The sequence below is a fragment of the Pseudomonas sp. p21 genome (assembly GCF_001642705.1).
Classification (GTDB): domain Bacteria; phylum Pseudomonadota; class Gammaproteobacteria; order Pseudomonadales; family Pseudomonadaceae; genus Aquipseudomonas.
Map to the genome: position 1 here is coordinate 146205 of NZ_LWBV01000004.1, position 25819 is coordinate 172023.

Sequence of the window (25819 nt, forward strand, 5' to 3'; positions counted from 1 at the left end):
ATGGATACCTTGAGCTACCTGGGCCAGGGCTTCGGCGTCGCCCTGTCGCCCTATAACCTGGTCACCGCCCTGTCCGGCACGCTGATCGGTACCGTGGTCGGCCTGCTGCCGGGCCTGGGCCCGATCAACGGCGTGGCCCTGCTGATCCCCATCGCCTTCGCCCTCGGCCTGCCGCCGGAATCGGCGCTGATCCTGCTGGCGGCGGTGTACCTGGGCTGCGAGTACGGTGGGCGCATCAGCTCGATCCTGCTGAACATCCCCGGCGAAGCCTCGACCGTAATGACCACCCTCGATGGCTACCCGATGGCCCGCAATGGCCTGGCGGGCGTAGCGCTGTCGCTGTCGGCCTGGAGTTCGTTCATCGGTGCGCTGATCGCCACCTGCGGCATGGTGCTGTTCGCCCCGCTGCTGGCGAAATGGGCAATCGCCTTCGGCCCGGCGGAGTACTTCGTGCTGATGGTGTTCGCCATCGTCGCTCTTGGCGGCATGGCCGGCGACAAACCGTTGAAAACCTTCATTGCCGCACTGATCGGCCTGTTCCTGTCGGCAGTCGGTATCGATGCCAACAGCGGCGTGTACCGTTTCACCGGCGACAGCGTGCACCTGGCCGACGGCATCCAGTTCGTGGTGCTGGTGCTGGGCCTGTTCTCCATCAGCGAAATCCTCCTGCTGCTGGAAAAGACCCACCATGGCCACCAGGCGGTCAAGGCCACCGGGCGCATGCTGTTCAACTTCAAGGAAGCGGCCTCGGTGTTCGTGGTCAATATCCGCTGCGGCCTGCTGGGCTTCATCATGGGTGTGCTGCCAGGTGCCGGTGCAACACTGGCGAGTGCCGTGGCCTACATGACCGAAAAGCGCCTGGCAGGTGAAAAAGGCCAATTCGGCAAGGGCGACGCCCGTGGCCTGGCCGCCCCGGAAACCGCCATTGGCGCCTCCTGCTGCGGCGCCCTGGTACCGATGCTGACCCTGGGCGTACCCGGCTCGGGCACCACCGCGGTGATGATCGGCGCACTGACCCTGTACAACATCACCCCTGGCCCACTGCTGTTTGAACAGCAGCCAGACATCGTCTGGGGCCTGATCGCCTCGCTGTTCATCGCCAACATCATGCTGGTGATCCTCAACATCCCGATGATCCGCATCTTCACCCGCATCCTCGCCGTGCCGAACTGGGCGCTGGTGCCGGTGATCGCCATCATCACGGCGATCGGCGTGTACGCCGTGCATGCCACCACCTTCGACCTGTTCCTGATGGTCGGCATCGGCATCATGGGCTATATCCTGCGCAAGCTGGACTTCCCGCTGTCGCCGATTCTGCTCGGCTTCATCCTCGGTGGGCTGATGGAGCAGAACCTGCGCCGGGCGCTGTCGATCTCCAACGGCGAACTGGGCATCCTCTGGTCGAGCCCGATCAGCATGTCGGTGTGGGTACTGACCCTTTGCATGCTGACCCTGCCGCTGCTGCGCATCTGGCGCAAACGCAGCCTGCAGCGCCGGGCGATGGCCGATGCCTGATCGCTGGTTGCCGTTGTTTGTCGCAACCGGGCTGGTCGGCCTTGCTGGCGGTTTTGCCGCCAGCAAGGTCGGCTGGCCTTTGCCGTGGATGGTCGGCTCGCTGCTGGCGATCATCCTGGTACGCTGCCTGACACGCTGGCAGCTGCCGGAAATCCCCAATGGCCGCAAGTGCGGGCAGTGGATCATCGGCATCGGCATTGGCCTGCACTTCACCCCAGCGGTGATCGAGCAGGTGGCCAGCCATTTCGCGCTGATCTTCTTCGGCGCGCTGTTCACCACCCTGTCCAGCGTGATCAGCGTATGGCTGCTGCGGCGCTCCGGTGAGGACCGCGCCACGGCGTTCTTCGCCAGCATGCCGGGTGGCTCGGGGGAAATGGTCAACCTTGGCGCGCGCAATGGCGCGGTGCTCAGCCAGGTGGCGGCGGCGCAGAGCCTGCGCGTACTGGCGGTGGTACTGTGCGTGCCGGCGCTGTTCAAGTTCCTGCTAGGTGACGGAGTGCCGTTGAATCACACCGGCAGCGTGAACTGGGGCTGGCTGGCGCTGATTGCCCCGCTGGGCGTTGCCGCTGCCTTGCTCTGGCAGCGTTTGCGCCAGCCCAACCCGTGGTTGTTCGGGCCATTGCTGGTGGCAGCGACGGTGAGCCTTGCCGGCAACCTGCAGATTGCCCTGCCCACTGGCGCCAGCCAGATCGGCCAGTGGCTGATCGGCAGCGGCCTGGCCTGCCACTTCAACCGGGCGTTCTTCCGCCGCGCACCCTGGTTCCTTGGGCGTACCCTGGTGGCCACGGCGTTGTGCATGGCGATTGCCGGCAGTGCGGCCTGGGTATTGAGCGTGATGAGCGGGCTGGATTTGCGTTCGCTGACGCTAGGGATGATGCCGGGCGGGATTGCCGAGATGAGTCTGACGGCAGAGACCCTGCAGTTGTCGGTGCCGCTGGTGACGGCACTGCAGGTGATGCGCTTGTTGTTCGTGCTGTTTCTGGCGGAGCCGTTGTTCCGGGTGTGGAATGCAACCCCGGAATGACTGTGACGGCCTCTTCGCGGGTAAACCCGCTCCCACAGGGACCACACAGGCCCTGAGGGTAGCGCTGTACCTGTGGGAGCGGGTTCACCCGCGAAGAAGGCGACGCGGTCTTTCAGGTGATCACAGCGGCGGCAACGCCCAGTTGATCGGCGCCAGCCCGCGCTGCTGGAGGAAACTGTTGGCCCGGCTGAAATGCCCGCACCCCAGGAACCCACGGTAAGCCGACAACGGCGACGGATGCACCGACTTCAGCACCAGGTGCTTGGTCCCGTCGATCAGCTTCTGCTTGCTTTGCGCATGCGAACCCCACAACAGGAACACCACGTTCGGGCACTGCTCGCTGACCACCTGGATGACCCGGTCAGTAAAGAACTCCCACCCCTTCTTGGCATGCGACGCGGCATTGGCGCGCTCCACGGTCATGGTCGTGTTGAGCAACAGCACACCCTGCTCGGCCCAGCTCTGCAGGTAGCCATGATTGGCAATCGGGATGTTCAGGTCGCGCTGCAGCTCCTTGTAGATGTTGACCAGCGACGGTGGCGTGGCCACGCCCGGCTGCACCGAGAAGCACAGGCCATGGGCCTGGCCCGGCCCGTGGTAAGGGTCCTGGCCGAGGATGACCACCTTCACCTGGTCCAGCGGCGTCGAGTTGAGGGCATTGAAGATCAACGGCCCTGGCGGGTAGATCTCTTTGCCGGCGGCGTATTCGCTGCGCAGGAACTCGCGCAGCTGATGCATGTAGGGCTGGTCGAATTCGGCGCGCAAGGCGGCCTTCCAGCTGGGTTCGAGTTTGATGCGATCGTCGTCAGTCATGGGGCCTTCCATAAACAATGGCGCGACACTAGGTAAGCCCTTCCCGCTTGTCAAACGATCCGACCGACGACCGGCATGTTCGGCCAGGCAAGCCATACTTGTGCGATGACTTGCGCGAGGTTGTCCATGGCCATTCATTGCGAGGTACTCACCGGCGCCGATGGCGCCCGCATCGGCATCGCCACCCTGGATGCGCCCAAGGCGCTCAATGCGCTGAACCTGCCGATGATCGAGGTATTGGGCGAACAGTTGCACGCCTGGGCTCGCGACCCGGGGATCGTCTGCGTACTGCTACGCGGCAACGGTGCCAAGGCCTTCTGCGCCGGCGGCGATGTGCGTGCGCTGGTACAAGCCTGCCGCGACCACCCCGGCAGCGTGCCCCCGCTGGCCGCCGCCTTCTTCGCCGCCGAATACCGCCTGGACTTCGCCCTGCATACCTATCCCAAGCCGCTGCTGTGCTGGGGCCATGGGCATGTGCTGGGCGGTGGCATGGGCCTGCTGCAGGGCGCCAATGTGCGCATCGTCACCCCCAGCAGTCGGCTGGCCATGCCGGAAATCAGCATCGGCCTGTACCCGGACGTGGGCGCCAGCTGGTTCCTTGCCCGCCTGCCGGGCAAGCTGGGGTTGTTCCTCGCTCTGACGGGCGCGCCGATCAATGCCCACGACGCCCTTGACCTGGACCTGGCCGACCGCTTCCTGGGCGAACACCAGCAAGATGCGCTGATCGAGGAACTGCTGCAATTGAACTGGCAGGAACAGACCGCCCTGCAACTGAACAGCCTGCTCAAGGCCGAACAGCACCGCGCCTGCGCCGAGTTGCCCGAGGCCCAGTGGCTGCCGCGACGGCAGGTGATCGATCAGTTGCTTGACGTGGCCGATGCCGCCGCCGCCTGGCGCGCACTGGAGGGGCTCAAGCACCACGACGACCCGCTGCTGGCAGATGCCGGCCAACGGTTGCATGAAGGTTGCCCGCTGACCGCCCACCTAGTGTGGGAACAAATATCCCGGGCACGCCACCTGTCGTTGGCGCAGGTGTTCCAGATGGAATACAGCATGAGCCTGAACTGCTGCCGCCACCCGGAATTCAGCGAAGGTGTGCGTGCGCGCTTGCTGGACAAAGACAACCAGCCGCGCTGGCACTGGCCCGATGTGGCGCAAGTGCCGGCGGCGGTGGTCGAGGCGCATTTTGCCAAGGTGTGGGAGGGGCGGCATCCGCTGGCGGATCTCGGGTAGCTTCGAGAGTCTGGGGCTGCTTTGCAGCCCATCGCGACACAAGGCCGCTCCCATAGGTACAGCGATGGTTTCCAATGCTGCGCCGTACCTGTGGGAGCGGCCTTGCGTCGCGAAAGGGGCGCAAAGCGCCCCCGGTTTTCAATTCACCTAGCGCTGCCAGTTCCCCCCTTGCCCGTGCCCACGCCGCCCGTCCCAACGCCGGTCACCGTCCCCCCGCCCGTTGGAGTGCCAACGGTCATTCTCGTAGCGCTGGCTGCCACCGCGATAATCATGACGGTCCCGGTCGCGCCCATAGTCATACCGCTGGCGGTTGCCATAGTCATAGCGCGGGTTGCCATGCCACTGCTTCATCCCCGGCTGTGGATAAGACCGGTAATGAGGCGCTGGCGCCGAGCGGTAGTAGTAGCGCGGCGCCGGCTGGTAGTAATAGCGCGGTTGCGGCGTCACGTAATAACGGTCATAGCGGTAATAATCCGGTGACACATAACGGTCGCTATAGTAGTTGTCCGACCGGTAATAGCCCTCGCTCTCGTAGTACGGAACGCAGGCGGAAGTCATCAGCCCCAGCAGGGCGATCAACAGGATTCGATAGAACATGGCGGCCTCCTGGACCGCTGGAGTGCCCGAACAGCGGCGCTGGCGAGCGTCGATGTGAAATGCGATCATCGACATCGAATAAGACAGTGGCGCCGAAGTGCAGTGCCATTTCTGCAACAATTTGATACATGTGAGCGGCAGCCATGCATGACAACCAGCACTGCCCCGCCTGTGGTGCCCTCAACCAGTGCAGCCTGGCCGACCCGCGTCGGGCCACCCAGGCCTGCTGGTGCTTCGGCGTGAGCATCGACCCGGCCGTGCTCCAGGCCCTGCCCGCCGAGCTGCGCGACAAAGCCTGCCTGTGCCCGCGCTGCGCCGCCGTTGAAGAACAAACCCGCTCCCCCGCTTCCCACTGACCGTTTGCCATGCGCCTCGACCGTTTCCTCGCCAACCTGCCCAGCCACAACCGCCAGCAAGTCCGCCTGATGCTGGCGCAACGCCGCGTGCGGGTGGATGGCCAGGTGGTCAGTGACCCGCTGGCCGAGGTGCGCGAATTCAGCCGTGTGGAGCTGGACGACCAGTTGCTGCAGGCTGGCCGCCCGGCGCGCTACCTGATGCTGCACAAGCCCACTGGCTGCGTCAGCGCCACCCAGGACCCGCAACATCGCACCGTGCTCGACCTGCTGCCCGCCGCGTTGCGTGAGGACCTGCACATTGCCGGGCGCCTGGACTTCAACACCACCGGCCTGATGATCCTGACCAACGATGGCCAGTGGTCACGGCGGCTTACCCAGCCCGCGACCAAGCTGCCCAAGCACTACCTGGTGGAAACCGAGGACGAGATTGGCGAGCACTATGTGGCCAAGTTCCTCGAAGGTTTCTACTTCGCTTTCGAAAACCTCACCACCCTGCCCGCCCAGCTGGACATCCTGGGGCCACGCCAGGCGCGGCTGGCAATCGTCGAAGGGCGATATCACCAGGTCAAGCGCATGTTCGGCCATTTCGACAACAAGGTGGTGGGGTTGCATCGCGAGAGCATGGGGGCGATCCGGCTGGACCCGGGGTTGGCGCCGGGGGCGTTTCGTGAATTGACCGCGGATGAAATAGCGACGGTCTAGTCAGCCTGTACCGGCCTCTTCGCGGCCTCGCCCGCTCCCACAGGTACACCACAGGCCTCCGGGCTGGTGTGATCCCTGTGGGAGCGGGCGAGCCCGCGAAGAGGCCGGAGCAGACAGATCAGGGTCGTCATACGACCGCTCAGCGACAAAAGTCACATTTTCCCCCGAATGGCACTTGCGGGATTCCCCACCCACTGCTTGAATCCAAATCGTCAGTCTGCATGTGACTACCAAGTCACGATTGCGGTCGAAGACACCTTTTGTCGGCCACCCGGGGCCTCGATGCCTTGGGGCACGGCAAATTGCCCGCCAAAAACAATACCGTCGACGCACGTGCCAAGGATCGACACAGGGCCCCCCGGTTTCTCTTCAGGCAAATGCCTACCTGTCATAAAGAACGTGCACCCTAGGTGACGCGAATACCCTTTTTGCGCCAGGAGTCGATGACATGAGGCCAGAAATCGCTGTACTTGATATCCAAGGTCAGTATCGGGTTTACACGGAGTTCTATCGCGCGGATGCGGCCGAGAAAACGATCATCCTGATCAATGGCTCGCTGGCCACCACGGCCTCGTTCGCCCAGACGGTACGTAACCTGCACCCGCAGTTCAACGTAGTACTGTTCGACCAGCCATACGCGGGCAAATCCAAGCCGCACAATCGCCAGGAACGCCTGATCAGCAAGGAGACCGAAGCACATATCCTCCTTGAGCTGATCGATCACTTCCAGGCAGACCACGTGATGTCGTTCTCGTGGGGTGGCGCAAGCACGCTGCTGGCGCTGGCGCACCAGCCGCGGCACGTGAAGAAAGCGGTGGTGAGTTCGTTCTCGCCGGTGATCAACGAACCGATGCGCGATTACCTGGCCCGTGGCTGCCAGTACCTGGCCGCCTGCGACCGCTATCAGGTCGGCAACCTGGTCAACGACACCATCGGCAAGCACCTGCCATCACTGTTCAAGCGCTTCAACTACCGGCACGTCAGCAGCCTGGACAGCCACGAGTACGCGCAGATGCACTTCCACATCAACGAAGTGCTGCAACATGACATGGAGCGGGCCCTGAACGGCGCGCGCAACATCGACATCCCGGTGCTGTTCATCAACGGCGACCGCGACGAATACACCACGGTCGAAGATGCCCGGCAGTTCAGCAAGCATGTGGGCAAGAGCCAGTTCAGCGTGATCCGTGACGCGGGCCACTTCCTCGACATGGAAAACAAGGCCGCCTGCGAGGACACCCGCAGCGTCTTGCTCGGCTTCCTCAAGCCGACCGTGCGCGAGCCTCGTCAACGCTACCAGCACGTACAACAGGGGCAGCATGCATTGGCCATCTGAGCGCATCGGCGCCCCGTAGGTGATACCCGCAGGCTATGGGGTGCCGACAAGCTTTTTTATAACTTGGGCTTCTAATTCGTGGAGGGTTCTGGTAAAAAGTGCAGCGCAGATGCGGGTATAGTTTAGTGGCAAAACGAAAGCTTCCCAAGCTTTAGTTGAGGGTTCGATTCCCTCTACCCGCTCCACCCCTCCTTGTCTCCCCAGATGAACGTCATCCCGCAAGCCGGAACGCGTCTGCCATTCGGTCCTGCTCCCGTGCGGCCAGGCCCAGGCTCTGAGCCAGGGTTCGCCATTGACCCACAATGTCCTGGAAGTCCTCGATGATCTCGTCTGCCTCTGGTAGGTCCAGGCGGAAGTAACCGGCAACCTCCCGAGCCAACTCAAGATCGAGCGCGTTATCCGCATCAGTAATGTTGAGCTTCAGGCCATCGGCATGGGCGACAGGGTTCATGTCATAAGCCTGGGAAAGCTTCCAGCCACGGCCTGGCTCCAGGATGAAGCCGTGGTTACGAAGGTGGTCGTCAGTGTTGGAGACCAGAATGTTGAAGACAATTCGCGACCACAGTTCTCGCAGGTCCTCATTGGGTTGCGAGCCCTGATTCATGAGTACCTCTGCGAGTTCCAGATAGCTCACCCCTGTCGAAGCATCGTCGCCATCACTGTGTCCAGTCATGGTCATCGCCGAGGCAAAATGCAGCCGACGCCCTGCATCGGTCCGATCGAAGCGGCGTACAATGAAACAGTGATAGTCACTGGCGAACCTCCGAGCCTGCGCCGGAGCGACGTCAAGCCCGCAACCGTTGGCCAAGGCATTGACCACCATTTCCCATCCGCCTACATCATAGGTATCCCGTGTGCTTGGGAATTTGGCGATGTACAGGCGCCCCGCATCGTCCGCGACGCTTGCCTTGGGCCTGGCACCACCGAGCGAACCGCCTGGCGCGATGAGCATACGCAGCCAGTCCTGCCCATGAACAGCGACGTTGTCGGGGTCCTGTTCAAGCGCACGACTAGCCTGTTCCAGAGCGCGGATTTCAGTAAAAGGCGGGGCCGCGACGTTGATTCGGTTATCGAGGAAATCCCCGGCATCTTCAAGTCGGTACCGTAGCGCGCCCACTCGATACATATCGTGCCCCCCGAGCAGATAATCCGACTCGTAGAGTCGTGCATCCGCGGGCACCAGAGCTGCCCGCTTGTCACGCTCGAATCGTCTATCCATCAAGAGGCGTCCCCAACGGTCAGGACTGGAGTCATCGAAGACCCCGAACTTGTCTCTGGGTGGGGTGGGGTACTGCGGGCCCCCGAAGGGTTGAATGCTCGGGTCCAGCTGAAGCCCAGCAAGAAGAGGATCTACCAGCGCGGCATCGTCGTATTCGAACTCGAATCGCTCAGTCGCTCTGGTCCTGCGGCTGTGCAGAAAGCCAAGGCGTAGGGGGCCAGGCAGTCCATCCCAATCGGCATATACGGCAATCATGCTCATGACGGCGCATTCCCTTTACGTTTCGGCTTGCGGAGCAAAGAGGCCAAACTGTCCGTACTCGCCGCATCGGTGAATAACCCCGTTTTCTCGTCACAGACCTGCTTCCTTGCGCCTTCAGCCGTCGGCTTGTCGCCCTTCGCTTGCGCTTTCTTTGCCTTAGGTGAAGAGGAACCGTGCGGCGCACGGGCTATCGGAGCCTGGTTGCGAACGGCTTTCTGGGCAACCCTTGGGCGGCCAGGTACAGCATCGTTCCTTATCAATCGAGCGTCCTGAAGTTGTCGACCAAGGTCATCCGCAACTGCAAGCTTTGCGAAATCGCCAGCCAACCCAAGAACCTGCATGACGGACAGGTAAGCGCCAATCGTGACGCCCGACCCACCAGCCTCCAGCGAGCGCAGAGTCATGGGAGACATGCCCGCTCGTTCGGCGACTTGTTTGGCGGTCAACTTTCGACGCAGGCGCGCAAGCCTCAGCCGCTGACCGAATTCGATGAGAAGGTTGTTTGTCGCCGGCAAGAGTGGGGCTGTCTTCTTCGCCATGGCTAATATTCCGTCTCTTTTCGCAGAAAACAGCCAGAATATTAGCACTTCAACGGTGAAATCTCTAATCCCGTACGCTCTAGCCGACCCAGAGCAAGGTTGTTGGTGCCAATATTCCATGCTTTTATGGAAAAAAAAGCCAAAATATTTACACCTGGACAGTGAGCTGAGCCGCCTCTCGTTAGCGTACTTGAGCAGATCGCTGTTTGTGCCTTTTCTACCTTGACCTGGCCCATGGCCATTTGCCTGTTGATCCGCTTCAATGCGCAACGGGTGCATGCGCGATCAAGCGAAACGGCTTGAGGCGGATATGCTCAATGGATTCGTGAAACATTTCGAAAGGACGACGCATGTTTCTCTCCCGCTGGCTACCGGGCCTTGCCAACCTGCTGCACTACCGCCGCGAGTGGTTCCACGCCGACTTGCAGGCCGGCCTCTCGGTGGCGGCGATCCAGATCCCCATTGCCATCGCCTACGCGCAGATCGTCGGCCTGCCGCCGCAGTACGGCCTGTACGCCTGTGTGCTGCCGATGATGGTCTACGCCCTGATCGGCAGCTCACGCCAGCTGATGGTTGGCCCCGACGCCGCCACCTGCGCGATGATCGCCGGCGCCGTGGCGCCGTTGGCCATGGGCGAGCCGCACCGGATTGCCGAACTGTCGGTGATCGTCACCTTGCTGGTCGGGGTAATGCTGATCGCTGCCGGCGTGGCCCGGGCCGGGTTCATCGCCAGCTTCTTCTCGCGGCCGATCCTGATCGGCTATCTCAACGGCATCGGCCTGAGCCTGATCGCCGGGCAGTTGTCCAAGGTGGTGGGGTTCAAGATCGAGGGCGACGGCTTCATTCTCAGCCTGATCAACTTCCTCCAGCGCCTGGGCGAAATTCACTGGGTGACGCTGCTCATCGGCATCGCCGCACTGGGCCTGCTGATCTGGCTGCCACGGCGCTACCCACGCCTGCCCGCGGCGCTAACGGTAGTGGCGCTGTTCATGCTGCTGGTCGGCCTGTTCGGCCTCGACCGCTTCGGCGTCGCCATCCTCGGCCCGGTACCTGCCGGCATCCCGCAACTGGCCTGGCCACACAGTAACCTGGCAGAAATGAAAAGCCTGCTGCGCGACGCCCTGGGTATCGCCACCGTCAGCTTCTGCAGCGCCATGCTCACTGCACGCAGCTTTGCCGCCCGGCACGGCTACGCGATCAACGCCAACCATGAATTCGTCGCCCTGGGCGTAAGCAACCTGGCAGCCGGGGTTTCCCAAGGTTTTGCCATCAGCGGCGCCGACTCGCGCACCGCGGTCAACGACATGGTCGGTGGCAAAAGCCAGCTGGTGGGCATCATTGCTGCGCTGGTCATCGCCCTGATCCTGCTGTTTTTCACCGCACCGATGGCGTGGATCCCGCAGGCTGCGCTGGGCGCCGTGCTGCTGATGGCCGGCTGGGGGCTGATCGATATCAAGTCGCTTAGGCACATCCGCCGCCTGAGCCGCTTTGAGTTCTGGCTGTGCCTGCTGACCACGGTTGGCGTGCTGAGCCTGGGCGTGCTGCCCGGCATCGTGTTTGCCGTGACCCTGGCGATCCTGCGCCTGCTGTACAGCATCTACCAACCCACCGACGCGGTGCTGGGCTGGCTGCCGGGCACCGAAGGCCAGGTGGACATCCGCAAACACAAGGATGCCCGCACCGTACCAGGGCTGGTGGTGTACCGCTTCGACGACGCGATCCTGTTCTTCAACGCCGACTACTTCAAGATGCGCCTGCTCGAAGCGGTGCAGAGCCAGGACCAGCCCAAGGCCGTGCTGTTCGATGCCGAAGCGGTAACCAGCATCGACGTCAGCGGCATCGCCGCCCTGCGCGAGGTACGCGACACCTTGGCGGCCCAAGGCATCTTTTTCGCCATCGCCCGCGCCCGCGGCACCTTCCTGCGCATGCTGGTGCGCTCGGGGATGGCAAGGGAGATGGAAGACAAACTGCTGTTCGGCTCGGTGCGGGCGGGCATCCGCGCGTATCGGGTGTGGCGTAACAGGAGCCGCAGTGTGAAGGTGGCTGAGCAAGGTTGAAGAGATGCATTGTTGCCACTGGCCCTATCGCCGGCAAGCCAGCTCCCACAGGTATTGCACTGACCTCGGATTCAGTGCAGTACCTGTGGTAGCGGGTTCACCCGCGAAGAGGCCGGCATTGCCGACACAAGGCCCTTGCCTGGATACAACCCTCGCACACCTTGCATGACATGCTAAAGTCGCCCCCGTTCCCGCTCCACCCAACGGACCCCAGCATGCCCGCACTCGACGCCACCCTCACCCCCTGGCCAGAACTCGCCGCCCTACACCCTTGCGACGCACTACTGCTGGGCAACGGCGCTAGCCGCGCGCTGTGGAAGCCGTTCGGTTACTTCTCGCTGTTCGAGGAAGCGCAACGCGCCGGTCGCAAGAAAGGCCTGGCCGTCAGCGACCAGGCATTGTTCAAGTCGCTGGGCACGGAACTGTTCGAGCCGGTACTCAGCACCCTCAACACCACAGTGCGCGCCAACGCCGCGCTGGCCATCAACTCCACCGCGCCGCTGAACCGCTACTACTCGATCAAGGAAGCGCTGATCCACGCCGTACGCACGGTGCACCTGCCGTGGCCACTCATGCCGGCGGCCACCCTGGCAACCCTCAACCAGGCCCTGCGCGGCTACCGCAGCGTCTACACCAGCAACTATGACCTGCTGCTACCGTGGGCCGTGCAACACGCCCCGCACGGCTTCACCGAACTGTTCGACGAGCAAGGTTTCTTCGACGTGCGCCGCACCAGTGGCGAAGGCACCCGGGTGCTGCACCTGCATGGCGGCCTGCACCTGCTGAAGCTGCCCGACGGCACCACCCGCCAACGCAGCGCCGACAGCGCCGAACTGCTCGATGGTTTTGCCGTGAACATCCCGGGCGAAGTGCCGCTGTTCGTCAACGAAGACCGCAGCGACGAGAAACTGCGCGCCATCCGCAACTCGGATTACCTGGGCTGGTGCCTGGGGCAACTGGCGCGGGAAAGCCAAGGGCTATGCCTGTTCGGGCAGCACCTGGACAGCAGTGACCAGCACCTGCTCGAAGCCATCCGGCTGGCCCGACCGACGCATCTGTCGATTGCCATAAGGCCGTTGAGCGAGGCATCGGTGATCAACCAGAAGCAGCATTTCATCGATCGCTTCAGGGATATGCCGCGGACAGCGCTGCATTTCTTTGACGCCGGTACGCATCCGTTGGGGCAAGCAGCGCTGGCTATTGAAGCGCCGCTCCCCCACAGGTGAAATGAACCAATTAGGGGCCGCTTTGCGGCCCATCAAGGCGCCGATGCCGTTGTCACCTGCACGGCCGGGCCAACTGCAACGGGCTCGGGCATCGCTACATCGCCGCCCATCTGGCGGATTTGCCGAATCTGCTGGACCCTGTTCAGGTTTTCCCAGGCGACGGGATAGTGCCCCGGCGACAACTCGATGGCGCTGCGGAAAAACTGCTCGGCCACATCCAGCTTGCCTTCCACCAGGCAGACATAGCCGACATCATTGCTGGCCTCGGCACGCTTTTCGACCTGTTCGAAGGCAGACACTGCCTCCTCATAGCGGCCCATGCGAGCCAGCAGCAACCCATAGTTGCGCCAAAGCGGTTTGTAGGTCCCGTCGTAGCTCACACCACGTTTGTAGCGGAGCTCGGCATCGGCCCATTGCCCGGCCATGTAGTAGGAATACCCCAGGCTGTTCTGCACCAACGCCGAACGTGGATCGATGAGCTCGGCCAGGCGGTAGTACGTCTGTGCCTCGGCGAAGTTGTCGGCCAGATCCGCAAGCACCCCCAGCCCGTTGTACGCCTTGAGCGGTGACTTGCTGTCGACCCTGAGCGCAGCCGCCCCTGTCTGGGTGTTGGCCGGGTCCTTGGTGAAGCGCTGCTGATCCACGGCAACTGCCTTCAACAGCATTGCCTTGGCTTGCTCATGTTTACGCATGGACAGATTCAGCAGGCCCATTTCGGTCAGGGCATCGGGGTTTTCAGGTGCCTTGCCCAGCACCTCGGTGAAGGCCATCTCGGCCAGCTGATTATTGCCGCGTTCGCGGTGGATACGGCCAACCCAGACCAGGGCCTCATAACGTTCGGGCGCCAGTTCAAGGACGCGCAAGTACTGGTACAGCGCCTGGTCCAGGTCACCGGCCTGGTAAGCCATCGCCGCCATCTGCATCGCCTGGTCGGGCGAGTTGCTCTGTGACTGCACCTGGTACAGCACCGAGTTGCCAGCGGAATAGACTGAACGTACACCATTCAACTCTGGCCCCATGCTCTGGCACCCAGAAAGCACGGCTATCATGGTCAACAGCAAACTGATCCTGTTCATGTCATGACTTCCCGAACGTTTTAAGTATCCCGATGATCACCGGGCCGATGGCAACCAGAAAAAAGCTTGGCCACAGACAGAAAATTAGCGGAAAAACCAGCTTTGTTCCGATTTTCGCACCCATCTCCTCAGCGGCCTGCATGCGCCGGTCACGAAACTCCTCGGCATAGATGCGCAACGTAGCCGCTACGCTGGTACCAAAGCGGATGCTCTGGGCCAGTAGGCTGACCAGTCCCTGAATGTCTTCCAGGCCGGTGCGATCCGCCAGTTGCCTGAGCGCTTCGGTACTGGAAATACCGGCGCGAATTTGCGCATTGACCAACGCCAGTTCCTCGGCCAGCTCGGCCTGGCTGACGGCCATTTCTTCGGCCACCCGCTCGATAGCCTGGGGCAACGCCAGGCCCGACTCCACGCAAACCACCATCAAGTCCAAGGCATCAGGAAAAGCCGCACGCAAACGCCCCTGCCGAGCCGTCTTGCGCTTGTCGACATACATTGCCGGCAGCAGCCATCCGGCGGCAGCCCCCATGGCCACCAATCCCACGCCCGTCATCAGGGAAAGGTTTGGAACCAGTGGCAATACCAACAGCGAGATGCCTACCAGCATCAGCGGCAATAGCAAACGCACCGCCCAGTACACCTGTACCGCCGACGCCGAACCATACCCCGCGTGGGTCAACAGGGTTCGAGTGGCCGACACCTGCCCATCGGTAGACGGGGTAACGCGCCGACCAACCCGCTCCAGTAGAAGCTGAAGGTTTCCTGGCGCCTCCCGCCCGGCCGCAGCGCTGGAGTGGTCACGCTTGATCAATGCAAGACGGCGTTGCAGCGGGCTCTGCAACCCCAGCACAAGCAACGTCACGGTGATGACCGCAATGACCGTGCTCATCCCGATCGCACCGACGATCAGCAGGCGTGCCAATGCCTCGTTGTCCGTCACCCCACTCAACAAACCGAGCAAATAGTCCATGACCGACGCCCCCATGCGAGAACTGCCTAAATCTGGATACGGATGATTTTACGAATCCAGAAAATCCCCACCAACATGGAGCCAAAAGCCCCCATGACCAACGTTTGCCCAGTGGGATCCTTTATCAGTAACGTCAGGTAATCCGGGCTCGTGATAATGATCGCTGCCGCCAGCAGGAAGGGTATGGCCACCAACACCCAAGCCGACATACGCCCTTCGGCCGACATGGTCTTGACCTTGCGCTGAAAGCGGAAACGCCCACGGATCAGGTTACTCAGGCGCTCCAGTACTTCGGTCAGGTTGCCCCCGGTCTCGCGGTGAATGAGGATCGAGGTGACCAGCATCATCACCGTCATGCTTGGCATCCGCTCCAGCAGGCCAAGCATGGCCCGGCGCACATCATTACCGTAGTTGATATCAGCGAAGGTCAGGCCGAATTCATGCGCCACCGGCCCCTTGTGTTCCTCTGCCACCAGGCGCAGGGTTTCATTGAAGGGGTGCCCGGCGCGCAATGCCCGGCACATGGCTTCCAGCGCATCCGGCAAACCCTCTTCGAATTGGGCGAAACGCTTGCCACGGTCATGGGTGATTTTCAGCAGCGGCAGCCAGAACGCCACGAACGCAGCCGCCAGCGCCAACCACCAGTAAGGAAAGAACAGCCAGGCCAGCATCCCGGCAGCCGCTGCCAGCACGAGCCCCAACAGCAGTACCCGATAGGCCCGGTACTCATGCCCGGCCTGCTCGATCAGTTGCGTCAGCGTCGCCATGAAGGGCAATTGCTCGAGCCGCGCCTCCAGCGGCGACAAACGTGTCAGGTACTTCTGGCGCAGCACGGTCTGCATGTTCGGCAGATGGCTTGCCCGCTCCAGGATCACCAGTCGGCTGCGGATACGTTTACGTACCTTGCCCGCCTCGCCGAACACCGGCACCACCAACCCTTGGCTGAGCAGAAACACGGCAATGAACACCATGCCGAGAAATATAAGGATGTATTCACCGGGTATCTGGCTCATGGCTGACGAGCCTCCATCCATTCAGGCCTGAACATCGTCAGCGGCAGTTCGATCCCGCGCTTGGCCAAGGCATCGCGAAAGGCCGGGACCATGCCACTTGGCCGGAAGTCGCCAAGCACCTGGCCCTGCTCGCCCACACCATTGCGGACAAAAGAGAAGATCTCGGTCATGGTGATGATTTCGCCTTCCATGCCATTGATCTCCTGCACGCTTACCAACCGCCGCTTGCCGTCTTCCTGCCGCTCCAGCTGGATCACCACATCGATGGCCGATGCGATCTGCTGACGCATGGCCTTGATCGGGAACGTGGCGCCAGACATCAAGACCATGTTCTCGACCCGGCCCAACGCATCGCGCGCGGTGTTGGCGTGGATGGTAGTCAGTGAGCCATCGTGGCCGGTGTTCATCGCCGTCAGCATGTCCAGCGCCTCGGCACCACGCACCTCACCGATCACGATACGGTCCGGGCGCATCCGCAGGCTGTTGCGCACCAGCTCCCGCTGGCCCACCTCGCCGCGCCCCTCGATGTTCGCAGGCCGTGTTTCCAGGCGCACCACATGTGGCTGCTGCAGTTGCAGCTCGGCAGAGTCCTCGATGGTGACGATGCGCTCGTTATGGGGAATGAAACTGGACAGCACATTGAGCATGGTGGTCTTGCCACAGCCGGTGCCGCCCGAGATCAGCACGTTCAGTCGGCCCCGCACGATCGCCTTGAGCAGCAACGCGATGGCGGGCGTGAGGGCGCCCGCCTGGATCAGACTGTCGGTATTGAGCAAGTCCACCGCGAAACGGCGGATCGAGATACTTGGCCCATCGATGGCCAGCGGTGGGATGATCGCATTGACCCGTGAACCATCCTTGAGGCGGGCATCGACCAACGGCGAAGACTCGTCGATACGCCGGCCGAGGCTGGAGACGATGCGGTCGATAATGTTGAGCAGGTGCTGATCGTCGCGAAAACGCACATCGGTGCGCTGCAACTTGCCGAACCGCTCGACGTACACCGAGTCATGCCCGTTGACCAGGATGTCGGACACCGTGTGGTCGGCCAGCAGCGGCTCCAGCGGGCCAAGGCCAAGCACTTCATCGGTGATCTGCTTGATGATCAGCTGGCGGCTGACAGAGCTCACCGGCGCCGAATGCTCATCGAGCAGACGTTGGCAGATATCGCGGATCTGCCGCACGGCCTCGGCCTGCTCGAGCGAGTCGAGCAAGGACAAGTCCATGACCTTGAGCAGTTGCTGATAGGTCTTCTCCCGCCACTCGGCTTCCACCTGGGTGACCTGGCTTCTGGTTTCAAAAAGTACGTCCGGCGCTGAATGCTCCCACGCCATCAACGCCTCTGCCGGGTCCTTTGTAGCGCCACCCTGTTTCGACGGCGTCGATGCCTCGGGGGTGACTGCCTGTTTGCGCAAACGGTTACGGATATCGCTAAGCATGGTTCACCCCCGAAAAACACGCTTGAAGGCGCGTTTGAACAGTCCGCTGTCAGTGGCCACCTGCTTGCCAACCAGTTCCTCGGCCATCCCACGCAGCGCCTGGGTGATCGCCGACCGAGGTGCTTGCAGGCCTAATGGCACACCCGTGTTCTGACTCTGGTTGATGACGCTGAAGTCATTGGGCAGTTTCACGATATTGGTGCAGCGCATCGCCTCGCCGATATCCTTGAGGCTGACCGGTGCCGCCTTGTCGTAGCGGTTGACCACCACCTCCAGCTGATTGCCACGTACGCCCAGGTCATCGCGCAGAATGCGCGCCAGGGAACTGGCGTCGCGCAGGTGGTTGACGCTCTGCTGCACCACAACGTACACCCGGTCCGCCTGCTCCAGCACTGACGCGGTGATGTGGTCGATCTGCCGTGGCAGGTCCGCCACGACCCAATCATAGTTGGCGCGCGCCAATTGCAGCAGCGCATCGAGCTGTTCGGCCTGGACATCCTGCGGCAAGCACAGCTCATTGGCGCGACTGCCAAGCACATGCAAGGATTGGCTGAAATGGCTGCAGAACCCGCGCAGTGCCACCCCGTCCATCTCTTTTATCTGCTGCAACACATCCAGTTGGGTGTGCGACTGCGCGACATCCAGGTGATGCGACACACTGCCAAACTGCAGGTCCAGGTCAAGCAACAGCGCGTTGCCCTTGAGGCTGAGCTGATGCGCCAGGTTACAAGCCAGTACCGTACCGCCGGAGCCACCCTTGGCATTCATCACTGCGATCAGTTTCCCGGTTGCCGTACTGCTGGTCTGGGTCTCCATGACCATACGGTTCAAGGCTGCGATAAGCTCCGTGGCAACGATGGGTTCCGGCAGAAAATCGCGGGCACCGGCCTGCATTGCCAGGCGCATGCCTTCCCGATCGTCCAGCAGGCCGCACACCAACAGCGGCGGGCGTTCATGGGCCGGGCGTTGCAACAGGGCTGCCAGCTCCTCACGCCACAAGTGGCCAACGCGCAAGAGCAAGAAGTCGGGCTTGCGGTCCAGCCCGAAAAGCGGGTCGGAATGCCCATTGCTCACCTGGCGAACATTCACCTCCAGACCGGAGATGCGCTGACAGATTTCTTGCAACTGACGCAAGGCCAAGGCGTCAGAGCTGCTGATCAACAGACGCATCCCGGGCTTGATGGAGGTAGCGGATACGGAAGACTCCCTAAGATTCAGCATGGCGTGATCTCCGGTGCGACATCCGCCTCGGTATGACGCCCGAGGCTCTCGCGAGGTAAGGTCGCCTTGAATACTGGCAGGGTAATGGGCACCCCAAAACCTGGAATAAACAGGCTGAATTGAAAGTTCTGCAGGGTCAGCTGGACATAGCGGACAGCGGCAAACCCGGTGGCACTCACCAGATCACCAGGGTTGGCTACCAGCGCACCGTTCTTGTCCAGGTAACGCAGGGTCAGGTCCCCGGTGTCCAGGTCGGCCAGCAGGGTACTGGCGCCACTGTTGCCGGCGCTGTTGAATATCGCCCGACGCAGCACTACCGGGTCGCTGATATTGCAGACCGCTGCCAGACGTGCGCCACGCCGAACGGATTCATTCAGCACGTTCACGGTGTAGTACAACCGGCCTATTTCCAGCACCCCGAACAACAGCGTGAACAGCAATGCGCTGATGATCGCGAACTCTACGACGTAGACGCCTTCCTGCATGCCTCTGCGCTTCATCACAGTGCCCTCATCACGGTGGTGGCGACCAATGGGAAGTTCAGCGCCGTGCTGCCTCCGATAAAGGCCGGAATGCCGTTGGCGACCAGCGGGGAAAAGACAGAGCTGATGGTCACCTGCACGTGGTCGTTGGTGCCTGCCACCTTGGCCACCTGCACAGTGATGTTGGCCGGCATGCCGGTCAGGCTGCAGGGCGGCGCGGAAGGTGCACCGTACACCGCCACTTTCTTGGTCATGCACTCGAGATCGGCACTCACCTCGACCTTGCCCAAGGTCGAGTTCCAGGCCTGGCTGGCGACATAGCGCGCAGCATCACGGCTGCCCTGCAGCAAGCTGTTGTACTGGTAAAGCATGCGGCCGAATTCGCCAAAGGCCAGCAAAGTCAGGAGCAACAGCGGCAGGGTGATGGTGAACTCGACGATTGCCACCCCTTGCTGGCGCTGCGCACGTTTGAACCGGTGAAGTTCCATGACAGCTCCTCAGGAGTCGGTGCTCGGTGTGCCACTGCCACTGATAAAGGTTTTGTACAGCTGGATGATCTGCGGGCCGGAATCGTCCTGCGGCGTAGGCCCCGGCACACCGTCGCCCTCGCATTGCTTGACGAACTGGCCGAAGATCTGCGAATCCCCACCCGAGTTGTCGGCCGGCTGCACCACATAGAAGCAACCGAAACCGAGGACCGGAATCGAGGATGCCCCCGCGTTCTTGCCCGAGCAGTTGCCCACTACGATCTTCAGTATCCGCCGCTCGAAAACCCCGTTTGACTGGCACCCCGTCCCCCCGCCGGCGACACATGCGGCGCTCTGAGCGGCATAATCGTTGTAATCGAACAGCGACGTACCGCCAGCAGAGAGGTTGCCATTGCTCGAAGTGACAGGTTGGCCCTGATGCTCCAGTCGCGCCGGTGTGGTGCTGTCGTTGTACTTGATCTTCGGGTTGTCATAGGTCGTCACCAGGTCGGGTGGATAGTCCGTCCCCTTGAACGACCCTGTGTAGTCGCCAAAGCGCGTATTCAAACCTTGAACGGAAGGGCCCACAGTGTTGCCTGGCTTGGTGTCGACATTTTCCCCGACATTGCGGCAAACCGAGCCGCCGCCAGCCATGAGTTCGCCAACCTCCTTGCCGCCCGAGCCAAAATCGAGCAGCTGAAAATTGCCGGGGCCAATGGGGTCACTGTTCTTGGCGGCTGACTTCAAGACCTCCAGGTCACCGAAGCGATAGCCCCAGAATATGCCTGCATCCGGGTTGTATTGAGCCGGGTTGCCACACACCAGCAGCGGCGCAAGATCGCATGGGCTGGTCGGGCTCGGCCCGGCGGTGGCAATCGCCGTCACGCTCTTGGTCCCCACGGTTCCCGTACCGATTGACTGGGCGAAGCTCCAGAAAAAACCCGCCAGTGAGTAATTCGATACCGAGACCCGCACATAAGTGGCATTGACCGGCCCCGGGAAGGAGAAAGGCCCATAGACATTGTCTGCCAGCTCCACCACGGCGAATGCTCCAGGGTTGCCGCCGATTGCCGTCAACAGTTCGTTGTTGCCTGCGGCCTTGGCATTTTCGTTCAGGGTGAAGAGCGCGGCGGCTCGCGCGGTACTGGCACTATTGCCAGAGCCCATCACCTGGCTCAGGGTCTTTGCGCCACTCAGGGCGGCAGCGTCCACAGCATTCTGCAAGCGTGTCTTGTTCAACAGCATGTGGCCCCCGTCGAGCACCAACGCTGCCATCATCAATATCGCTACCAGAGCGATCACGATCATGACAGTCACTGCCCCCCGCTGTTGGCCTGGCCGCGCGGTGAACATCCGTTGAGCTCGAGGAGACATGGTCACACCCTCAATCAGCGAGTTGAATCAGTGACTTGGATCTGGATCGGCTGACCGACCTGCTGCGCATCGCCAGTCGCCCCCCGATAACCATTGATCACATTCTCCAGCAATGGCCCATCGGCGCCGGCGGCAGGCAGTTCGGTGCCTGGGTTGGCGGCCACTTGCTTGTCGGCAATCTGCTGGTAGGTGGTCTGGTAGACGCTGTAGCCCAACGGACCAACACGCCCTTCGTCATACGTCATGCAGCCGGACAACCCCGATACAAGCGCGCAACCCACGATCATGCTTTTCATGCTGGTTCTCTCCGATCAGTTCACATCATGGCCAAAGTTGCCACCGCTGACCCCGAGGCTGACGGGCACCGCGCGCCCAGGCTCACTGCCCTTGGTCTTGCCGAGCAGGTAGAAGTCCAGGTCACTGGGCTCGACGAACTTCTCGGTGGGCAGGCGCACCGCCTTGGCATCCACAGGCTTGGCGAGGTGCGGCGTCACCAGGATCACCAGTTCGGTTTCACCGTTGATGAACGATTGGCTGCGGAACAGGTGCCCGAGTATCGGCAGGTCTCCCAGCCCGGGGAAACGGCTGACGAAATCGCGGGTGTTTTCACTGATCAGACCCGCAATGGCGATGGTCTGGCCATTGCCAAGCTCGACAGTGGACTCGGCGCTGCGCTTGGTCAGCGACGGAATGACCTGGGTAACACCATCGCCCAGGACACTGCTCAGGCCCGTGTCGAGCACCAGCGAGTTGACGTTGGAAAGCTCGCTCACCGAGACATTCAGGTTGAGGTTGATGCGCCCGGAGTCGAGCACCACCGGCAGGAACTTCACCCCGACCCCGAATTCCTTGTATTCGACGGTGATGCCGTCATCCTCGGTGATCGGCACCGGGAACTCGCCACCGGAAATGAACTCCGCCTGCTGGCCGGTCAGGGTGGTGAGGGTGGGTTCAGCCAGCACTTTGGCCGAACCATTGTCCTTGGACGCCTCCAGCACCACGTTGAAGAGGAAATCGTCGGACAGGAACTGGGCGAACAACCCTTTGCCGCCACCAATCAGCGAACCAGGCGAAAGGATCGACCCGCCACCGGGAGTCAGGCCCAGCCCTTGACCATTGTTGAACCCGCCACCGCTCCAGTTGCCGGAGGTGCCAAGGGCATTGAAGCGCACGTTGAGGTTCTTGATCAGGCTGCGCTGCATCTCCGCCACCTTGACTTCCAGCATTACCTGCTGGCTGCCACCGACACTGAGCAGGTTGATCACCTCCAGCGACTGGGTAGGCGTCGCCTCGGCGGCTTCACCCTTGCCTTGCACCACGCTGGCGGTTTGCGCGGCATAGGTCTTGGCAACCTTCATCGCCGTGTCCATGGCGGCAGCGCTGCGCACCTGGCCACGCAGCACCAGCGCGCCCTGGGCACTGAACACCTCGATATTTTCCTCGGGCAGCAGCTGGTGCAGTTTGGTCTTGAGCCCGGTGAGGTCATGCACGACCTCCACATCCAGGGTCTCGATCAAGCGGTTGTTGCTGTCCCAAAGCAACACGTTGGTAGTGCCCAGAGAACGGCCGAGCAGGTAGAGCTGGGTCGGGCTGGTGATGAGGATGTCGGCAATATCCGGGTTGCCGACCGAGATTTTCCTGACCGGTGTACGAGCGCTGATCGTCCGCGACTTGTAGATGGGTACCTGGATCATGTTGGTATTGGCCGCCGGCATGGCGCTGTATCCCGCCCCCGGTCCTTCAGCCTGCGCCACGCCAGCCAACAGCAGCTGCGTACCCAGCCCACACAACAGGTACAGCCCTAGTCTCTGCAAAGTATTCATTGACTACTCCCTGCGAGGTGATCTTGTTCCTGCCGAAGGTTAGCTATTCGGACGCCAGCTGCCTTAAAACCTTGCTTTTGCTATCTCGACTTCAGTCCCGCGGATGATGGTGACCGCGCCAACGCCACTGCTGCGATTCACCACCGGTTTTGGTTGCGGCCTGGCGGCTGGCGGCGCGGCCTTGGCCGGCTCGACAGTGGCAACGACTGGTGGCTGCTTCTGAGCGTCCAGCGGGTTGCGCAGGGCCAGTTGCAACCTCCCTTCCGATTGCGCCTTGACCAGGACCTCGGCCTCTTTGGCCGACATTTCCAGGGTCACGGCACGCACCACCACCGGTTGCGTCTTGTCCGTCCCCGCGGTCTGGTCCACGGCCAACACCCGCAAGTCCTGGAGGATGGTCGTGGACTCTGCTTCATTACTGCTGCCATTGCTTTGCCTGGTCGCCAGTACATCGACCCGGTTACCCGGCAAGAGGAAGCCCCCCACCCCAACCACGTCATCGACACGCACCGAAATGGCACGTTTGTCAGGGGCGATCAACGAAGCCAGGGTACTGCCACCCAGGTGCTCGGCCAGGCGTGCGCTGCGCAGGACATCGCCGCGCAGCAGAGCGAAGGTGGCGATCTTGCCCAGCACCTTTTCGTTGCTGTCGAAGGCATCATCGGGTACCGCATCCTTGGGCATGCGCACGATGGCAACCTGCTGGGCCTCGATCATCTGCCCGAACGGGATCTCCACCGTGGCGACCACCACGTTCTTCATGTTGTCATCCGGGGTGGTGTTGAGCCGCCCATTGAGCCAGTTGTTGGCCATCCAGGCGGCACCAAGCCCCAGGGTCAGGGAAACAGCAATCAGGGTAAGCGTACGGGCGCTCATGTCTGCAACTCCTTATCCGAGGAAGTCGATCTGAACGAAGTAGCTGTGCCAGGCCCATTCCAGCTCCTGCGGCGACAGCGGACCATCGCCGCCCTGGTATCGCTGGCGGTCGAGCGCCATGCTCAGCAGGTCGCGAGGGTGGCATGGCACCAGCGGCACGCCTTCGGCCTCGTACAGCGTCTGTAGCGCATAGCGCAGCAGCGACGGATCGTAAGCCAGGCCCAGGCGTTCGCATTCCTGGCGCCAGATGCGTTCGTACTCATCGACTTTCAGGTAGCTGAACTGCAGCTTGTAGCCAATGCGCCGCAAGAAAGCCTCGTCAGCCAGCTCCAGCGGGTTGAGGTTGGTGGAGAACACCAGCACCAGATCGAACGGCAGCTCGCAATGACGCCCGCCGCCAAGGTTGAGGAAGTCGCGCTTCTCTTCCATCGGCACGATCCAGCGGTTGAACAGTTCGGCCGGGGCCATGCGCTGGCGCCCCATGTCGTCGATGATGAACAGGCCATTGCTGGCCTTGAGCTGCAGGGAGGCCTGGTACTGACGGGTACTGGGATCGAAACGGACATCCAGTTGCTCCATGCCCAGTTCGCCGCCGGTGATAACGACCGGGCGCTTACATCGCACCAGCCGGCGATCGATTCCTTCGTTGAGCAACAGGCTGTTCGGTTGGCTCTCTTCCTCCAGACGCTGATGCACCTGGGGGTCATACACCTCGATGACCGACTCGTTGATCTCTATGGCATGAGGGACCCAGATGTATTCGGCGAACAGGCGAATCAACCGGCTGCTGACGTAGGTCTTGCCGGTGCCTGCGGGGCCGTAAATCATGATTGCGCGCCCGGAGTTCAGCGCTACGCCCAGTTGATCGAGCATGCTCTCCGAAAGCACGACACCGGTGAAGGCCGTATGCATGTCCTGCGTAGTGATGCGGCCATGGTGAATGGTCTGCAGCTTGAGCAGGTCACGGTAGGCACTTACCGGGAAGGGCGCCGCGCCGATGTAGCCGCTGCGCGCCAGTGCATCACGGGCGGTACCGCGACCACGTTCGGTCAAGCCGTAGCGCAGCACCTGCCCCCCCGTTTGCACACCGACCTGGCCCAGTACTTCGACGCGGCCATCCTTGCGCAGAAAGGCCAGCACTTCTTCCACCACCGCACCGGTCAGCGCCAGGCGCTCCACCAGACGCGACAGGTCCAGCGTACCGGCGTCATGCAGGTGCTTGCACAACAAATCACCGAGAAAGCTTTCTGCCAGGCCAGTCTCGCGAACCGTACGTGGCTGAGGTGCCAGGCCCTGCACTGCGTCCTTGGCACAGGCGCAGGCACCACTGTCTCTGAGTGCGTACATTGTTAGCCTCCCAGGCTATAGGCCAAGCGGTTGCCAATAAAGGCTGACAAGGGTTCCGGACAGGATCGCGACTGAATAAGGGAACGGTTTACCTGCCACCTCATCCGCCTTCGGCGCAAAATAGGCCTGCGCAGTCAAGATCAACCAGTAGCGTTCTAACGTCTGTTTCAACTGTCCGCGCAGGAGCACTATCAACATCCCGCACACGCCACCGGCGATCAGGCTAAAAAGTGCTGCTGAAAGTGCGTCAGGTGGTGCAAGAAAACTACCGACCATGGCCATAAGTTTGACGTCGCCGGCTGCCATGCCCCCCAGCGCGTACATCGGAATAAACACGGCAAATCCGATAAACATACCCAGTACGCCATAACCTAGCCCGGTAAGTTCTGCGGAATAAACCTGGCCCGCCAACCCCAACCCCAACCCCAGCAAGACCAGAAAGTTGGGAATGCGGTGGTTACGAAGATCCCCGACCACCGCAATACCCAGCAGCCCTAGCAGCACGACAATGGCGAACAGAGACTCTGCTGACATTGCTGCATCCCCCTTGGGGCTTAGTTAAGAATGAGTTCAAGGGGCAGCGGTGCCTCCAAGCGCAGTGATCAGCCCGTTGATTTTCCCCTTGACCGCGGTTCCCAAGTTGGTGAACGCAGTAATAAGGGCAAGGGCAACCAACCCACCTGCTACCGCATATTCCACGACGGTCAGGCCATCTTCATCTTTGACGAACTTCATCAACGAAGCCTTGATAGTTTGCATATTCATTTCGCTCACCTCGCTAAGGACATTATTTTTATTCCCAGGCAGTGGTGTTTTGCACTACCTGTTGGGAATCCTAGTCAGAGGGTGACAG

Annotated in this window: 26 protein-coding genes and 1 tRNA gene; 9 read left to right on the forward strand and 18 right to left on the reverse strand. The window is 61.8% G+C overall.

Going from position 1 to position 25819, the window contains the following annotated elements:
* Together A4C63_RS14110 and A4C63_RS14115 are read left to right on the forward strand one after the other, a co-directional pair.
* On the forward strand, nucleotides 1-1515 hold the full coding sequence (locus A4C63_RS14110) for a tripartite tricarboxylate transporter permease (RefSeq protein ID WP_063913187.1): 1515 nt from the start codon (nucleotides 1-3) through the stop codon (nucleotides 1513-1515).
* Nucleotides 1508-2539 (forward strand): AbrB family transcriptional regulator, encoded by a 1032-nt coding sequence (locus tag A4C63_RS14115; RefSeq protein ID WP_063913188.1) that lies wholly within the window; start codon nucleotides 1508-1510, stop codon nucleotides 2537-2539. The genes A4C63_RS14110 and A4C63_RS14115 overlap by 8 nt, the downstream gene beginning before the upstream one ends.
* Nucleotides 2540-2659: 120 nt before the next feature.
* Here the strand turns inward: A4C63_RS14115 and ung are convergent, their stop codons facing one another.
* The gene (ung, locus tag A4C63_RS14120; RefSeq protein WP_063913189.1) at nucleotides 2660-3352 is read right to left on the reverse strand and encodes a uracil-DNA glycosylase; all 693 of its coding nucleotides are present in this window, start codon (nucleotides 3350-3352) and stop codon (nucleotides 2660-2662) included.
* Between the two features lie 126 nt (nucleotides 3353-3478).
* Here ung and A4C63_RS14125 point away from each other — a divergent pair, with 126 nt between their 5' ends.
* Nucleotides 3479-4585, forward strand: a complete 1107-nt coding sequence (locus A4C63_RS14125; RefSeq protein WP_063913190.1) for an enoyl-CoA hydratase/isomerase family protein — start codon at nucleotides 3479-3481, stop codon at nucleotides 4583-4585.
* Between the two features lie 147 nt (nucleotides 4586-4732).
* On the opposite strand, the gene A4C63_RS14130 is transcribed toward A4C63_RS14125, so the two are convergent.
* Complete coding sequence (locus tag A4C63_RS14130; RefSeq protein ID WP_063913191.1) at nucleotides 4733-5182, reverse strand: hypothetical protein; 450 nt, start codon at nucleotides 5180-5182, stop codon at nucleotides 4733-4735.
* Nucleotides 5183-5325: 143 nt separating this feature from the next.
* Here A4C63_RS14130 and A4C63_RS14135 point away from each other — a divergent pair, with 143 nt between their 5' ends.
* From A4C63_RS14135 to A4C63_RS14150, 4 genes are all read left to right on the forward strand, one after another.
* Nucleotides 5326-5538 carry a cysteine-rich CWC family protein gene (locus A4C63_RS14135; RefSeq protein WP_063913192.1) on the forward strand — a complete coding sequence of 71 codons (213 nt, stop codon included), beginning with the start codon at nucleotides 5326-5328 and terminating at the stop codon, nucleotides 5536-5538.
* A gap of 9 nt (nucleotides 5539-5547) precedes the next feature.
* Nucleotides 5548-6240, forward strand: a complete 693-nt coding sequence (locus A4C63_RS14140) for a pseudouridine synthase (protein WP_063913193.1) — start codon at nucleotides 5548-5550, stop codon at nucleotides 6238-6240.
* Nucleotides 6241-6688: 448 nt separating this feature from the next.
* Complete coding sequence (locus A4C63_RS14145; RefSeq protein ID WP_063913194.1) at nucleotides 6689-7576, forward strand: alpha/beta fold hydrolase; 888 nt, start codon at nucleotides 6689-6691, stop codon at nucleotides 7574-7576.
* Between the two features lie 111 nt (nucleotides 7577-7687).
* A tRNA-Gly gene (locus A4C63_RS14150) sits at nucleotides 7688-7761 on the forward strand.
* A 26-nt stretch (nucleotides 7762-7787) separates the two neighbouring features.
* On the opposite strand, the gene A4C63_RS14155 is transcribed toward A4C63_RS14150, so the two are convergent.
* Together A4C63_RS14155 and A4C63_RS26795 are read right to left on the reverse strand one after the other, a co-directional pair.
* A complete protein-coding gene (locus A4C63_RS14155) occupies nucleotides 7788-9056 on the reverse strand; it encodes a type II toxin-antitoxin system HipA family toxin (RefSeq protein WP_063913195.1) in 1269 nt (422 codons plus the stop codon).
* Nucleotides 9053-9595 (reverse strand): helix-turn-helix domain-containing protein, encoded by a 543-nt coding sequence (locus A4C63_RS26795; protein WP_063913196.1) that lies wholly within the window; start codon nucleotides 9593-9595, stop codon nucleotides 9053-9055. Before A4C63_RS26795 ends, A4C63_RS14155 begins: the two co-directional genes overlap by 4 nt.
* Before the next feature lie 350 nt (nucleotides 9596-9945).
* Here A4C63_RS26795 and A4C63_RS14165 point away from each other — a divergent pair, with 350 nt between their 5' ends.
* Both A4C63_RS14165 and A4C63_RS14170 read left to right on the forward strand, forming a co-directional pair.
* Complete coding sequence (locus tag A4C63_RS14165; protein ID WP_063913197.1) at nucleotides 9946-11652, forward strand: SulP family inorganic anion transporter; 1707 nt, start codon at nucleotides 9946-9948, stop codon at nucleotides 11650-11652.
* Between the two features lie 215 nt (nucleotides 11653-11867).
* The gene (locus A4C63_RS14170; RefSeq protein ID WP_063913198.1) at nucleotides 11868-12878 is read left to right on the forward strand and encodes a DUF4917 family protein; all 1011 of its coding nucleotides are present in this window, start codon (nucleotides 11868-11870) and stop codon (nucleotides 12876-12878) included.
* Between the two features lie 32 nt (nucleotides 12879-12910).
* Here the strand turns inward: A4C63_RS14170 and A4C63_RS14175 are convergent, their stop codons facing one another.
* From A4C63_RS14175 to A4C63_RS14240, 14 genes are all read right to left on the reverse strand, one after another.
* Nucleotides 12911-13954 (reverse strand): lipopolysaccharide assembly protein LapB, encoded by a 1044-nt coding sequence (locus A4C63_RS14175; protein WP_063913199.1) that lies wholly within the window; start codon nucleotides 13952-13954, stop codon nucleotides 12911-12913.
* A gap of 1 nt (nucleotide 13955) precedes the next feature.
* On the reverse strand, nucleotides 13956-14924 hold the full coding sequence (locus A4C63_RS14180; protein ID WP_063913442.1) for a type II secretion system F family protein: 969 nt from the start codon (nucleotides 14922-14924) through the stop codon (nucleotides 13956-13958).
* 26 nt (nucleotides 14925-14950) lie between these two features.
* A complete protein-coding gene (locus A4C63_RS14185) occupies nucleotides 14951-15937 on the reverse strand; it encodes a type II secretion system F family protein (protein ID WP_063913200.1) in 987 nt (328 codons plus the stop codon).
* The gene (locus A4C63_RS14190; protein WP_063913201.1) at nucleotides 15934-17376 is read right to left on the reverse strand and encodes a CpaF family protein; all 1443 of its coding nucleotides are present in this window, start codon (nucleotides 17374-17376) and stop codon (nucleotides 15934-15936) included. Before A4C63_RS14190 ends, A4C63_RS14185 begins: the two co-directional genes overlap by 4 nt.
* Nucleotides 17377-17379: 3 nt before the next feature.
* On the reverse strand, nucleotides 17380-18597 hold the full coding sequence (locus A4C63_RS14195) for an AAA family ATPase (protein WP_063913202.1): 1218 nt from the start codon (nucleotides 18595-18597) through the stop codon (nucleotides 17380-17382).
* Nucleotides 18591-19097: a TadE/TadG family type IV pilus assembly protein gene (locus tag A4C63_RS14200; RefSeq protein ID WP_063913203.1), complete on the reverse strand. Its 507-nt coding sequence runs from the start codon at nucleotides 19095-19097 to the stop codon at nucleotides 18591-18593. Before A4C63_RS14200 ends, A4C63_RS14195 begins: the two co-directional genes overlap by 7 nt.
* Nucleotides 19097-19567 carry a TadE/TadG family type IV pilus assembly protein gene (locus A4C63_RS14205; RefSeq protein WP_063913204.1) on the reverse strand — a complete coding sequence of 157 codons (471 nt, stop codon included), beginning with the start codon at nucleotides 19565-19567 and terminating at the stop codon, nucleotides 19097-19099. The genes A4C63_RS14200 and A4C63_RS14205 overlap by 1 nt, the downstream gene beginning before the upstream one ends.
* A gap of 9 nt (nucleotides 19568-19576) precedes the next feature.
* Nucleotides 19577-20920 carry a TadE/TadG family type IV pilus assembly protein gene (locus A4C63_RS14210; RefSeq protein WP_063913205.1) on the reverse strand — a complete coding sequence of 448 codons (1344 nt, stop codon included), beginning with the start codon at nucleotides 20918-20920 and terminating at the stop codon, nucleotides 19577-19579.
* 14 nt (nucleotides 20921-20934) lie between these two features.
* A complete protein-coding gene (locus A4C63_RS14215) occupies nucleotides 20935-21216 on the reverse strand; it encodes a hypothetical protein (RefSeq protein WP_063913206.1) in 282 nt (93 codons plus the stop codon).
* A gap of 15 nt (nucleotides 21217-21231) precedes the next feature.
* A complete protein-coding gene (locus A4C63_RS14220) occupies nucleotides 21232-22743 on the reverse strand; it encodes a type II and III secretion system protein family protein (protein ID WP_256202942.1) in 1512 nt (503 codons plus the stop codon).
* Between the two features lie 63 nt (nucleotides 22744-22806).
* A complete protein-coding gene (cpaB, locus tag A4C63_RS14225) occupies nucleotides 22807-23619 on the reverse strand; it encodes a Flp pilus assembly protein CpaB (RefSeq protein WP_063913207.1) in 813 nt (270 codons plus the stop codon).
* A gap of 12 nt (nucleotides 23620-23631) precedes the next feature.
* Nucleotides 23632-24966 (reverse strand): hypothetical protein, encoded by a 1335-nt coding sequence (locus A4C63_RS14230; protein WP_063913208.1) that lies wholly within the window; start codon nucleotides 24964-24966, stop codon nucleotides 23632-23634.
* Nucleotides 24967-24981: 15 nt separating this feature from the next.
* A complete protein-coding gene (locus A4C63_RS14235; RefSeq protein WP_063913209.1) occupies nucleotides 24982-25500 on the reverse strand; it encodes a prepilin peptidase in 519 nt (172 codons plus the stop codon).
* 36 nt (nucleotides 25501-25536) lie between these two features.
* Entirely contained in the window at nucleotides 25537-25731 is a 195-nt protein-coding gene (locus A4C63_RS14240) for a Flp family type IVb pilin (protein ID WP_063913210.1), read from the reverse strand.
* Nucleotides 25732-25819 lie beyond the last annotated feature (88 nt).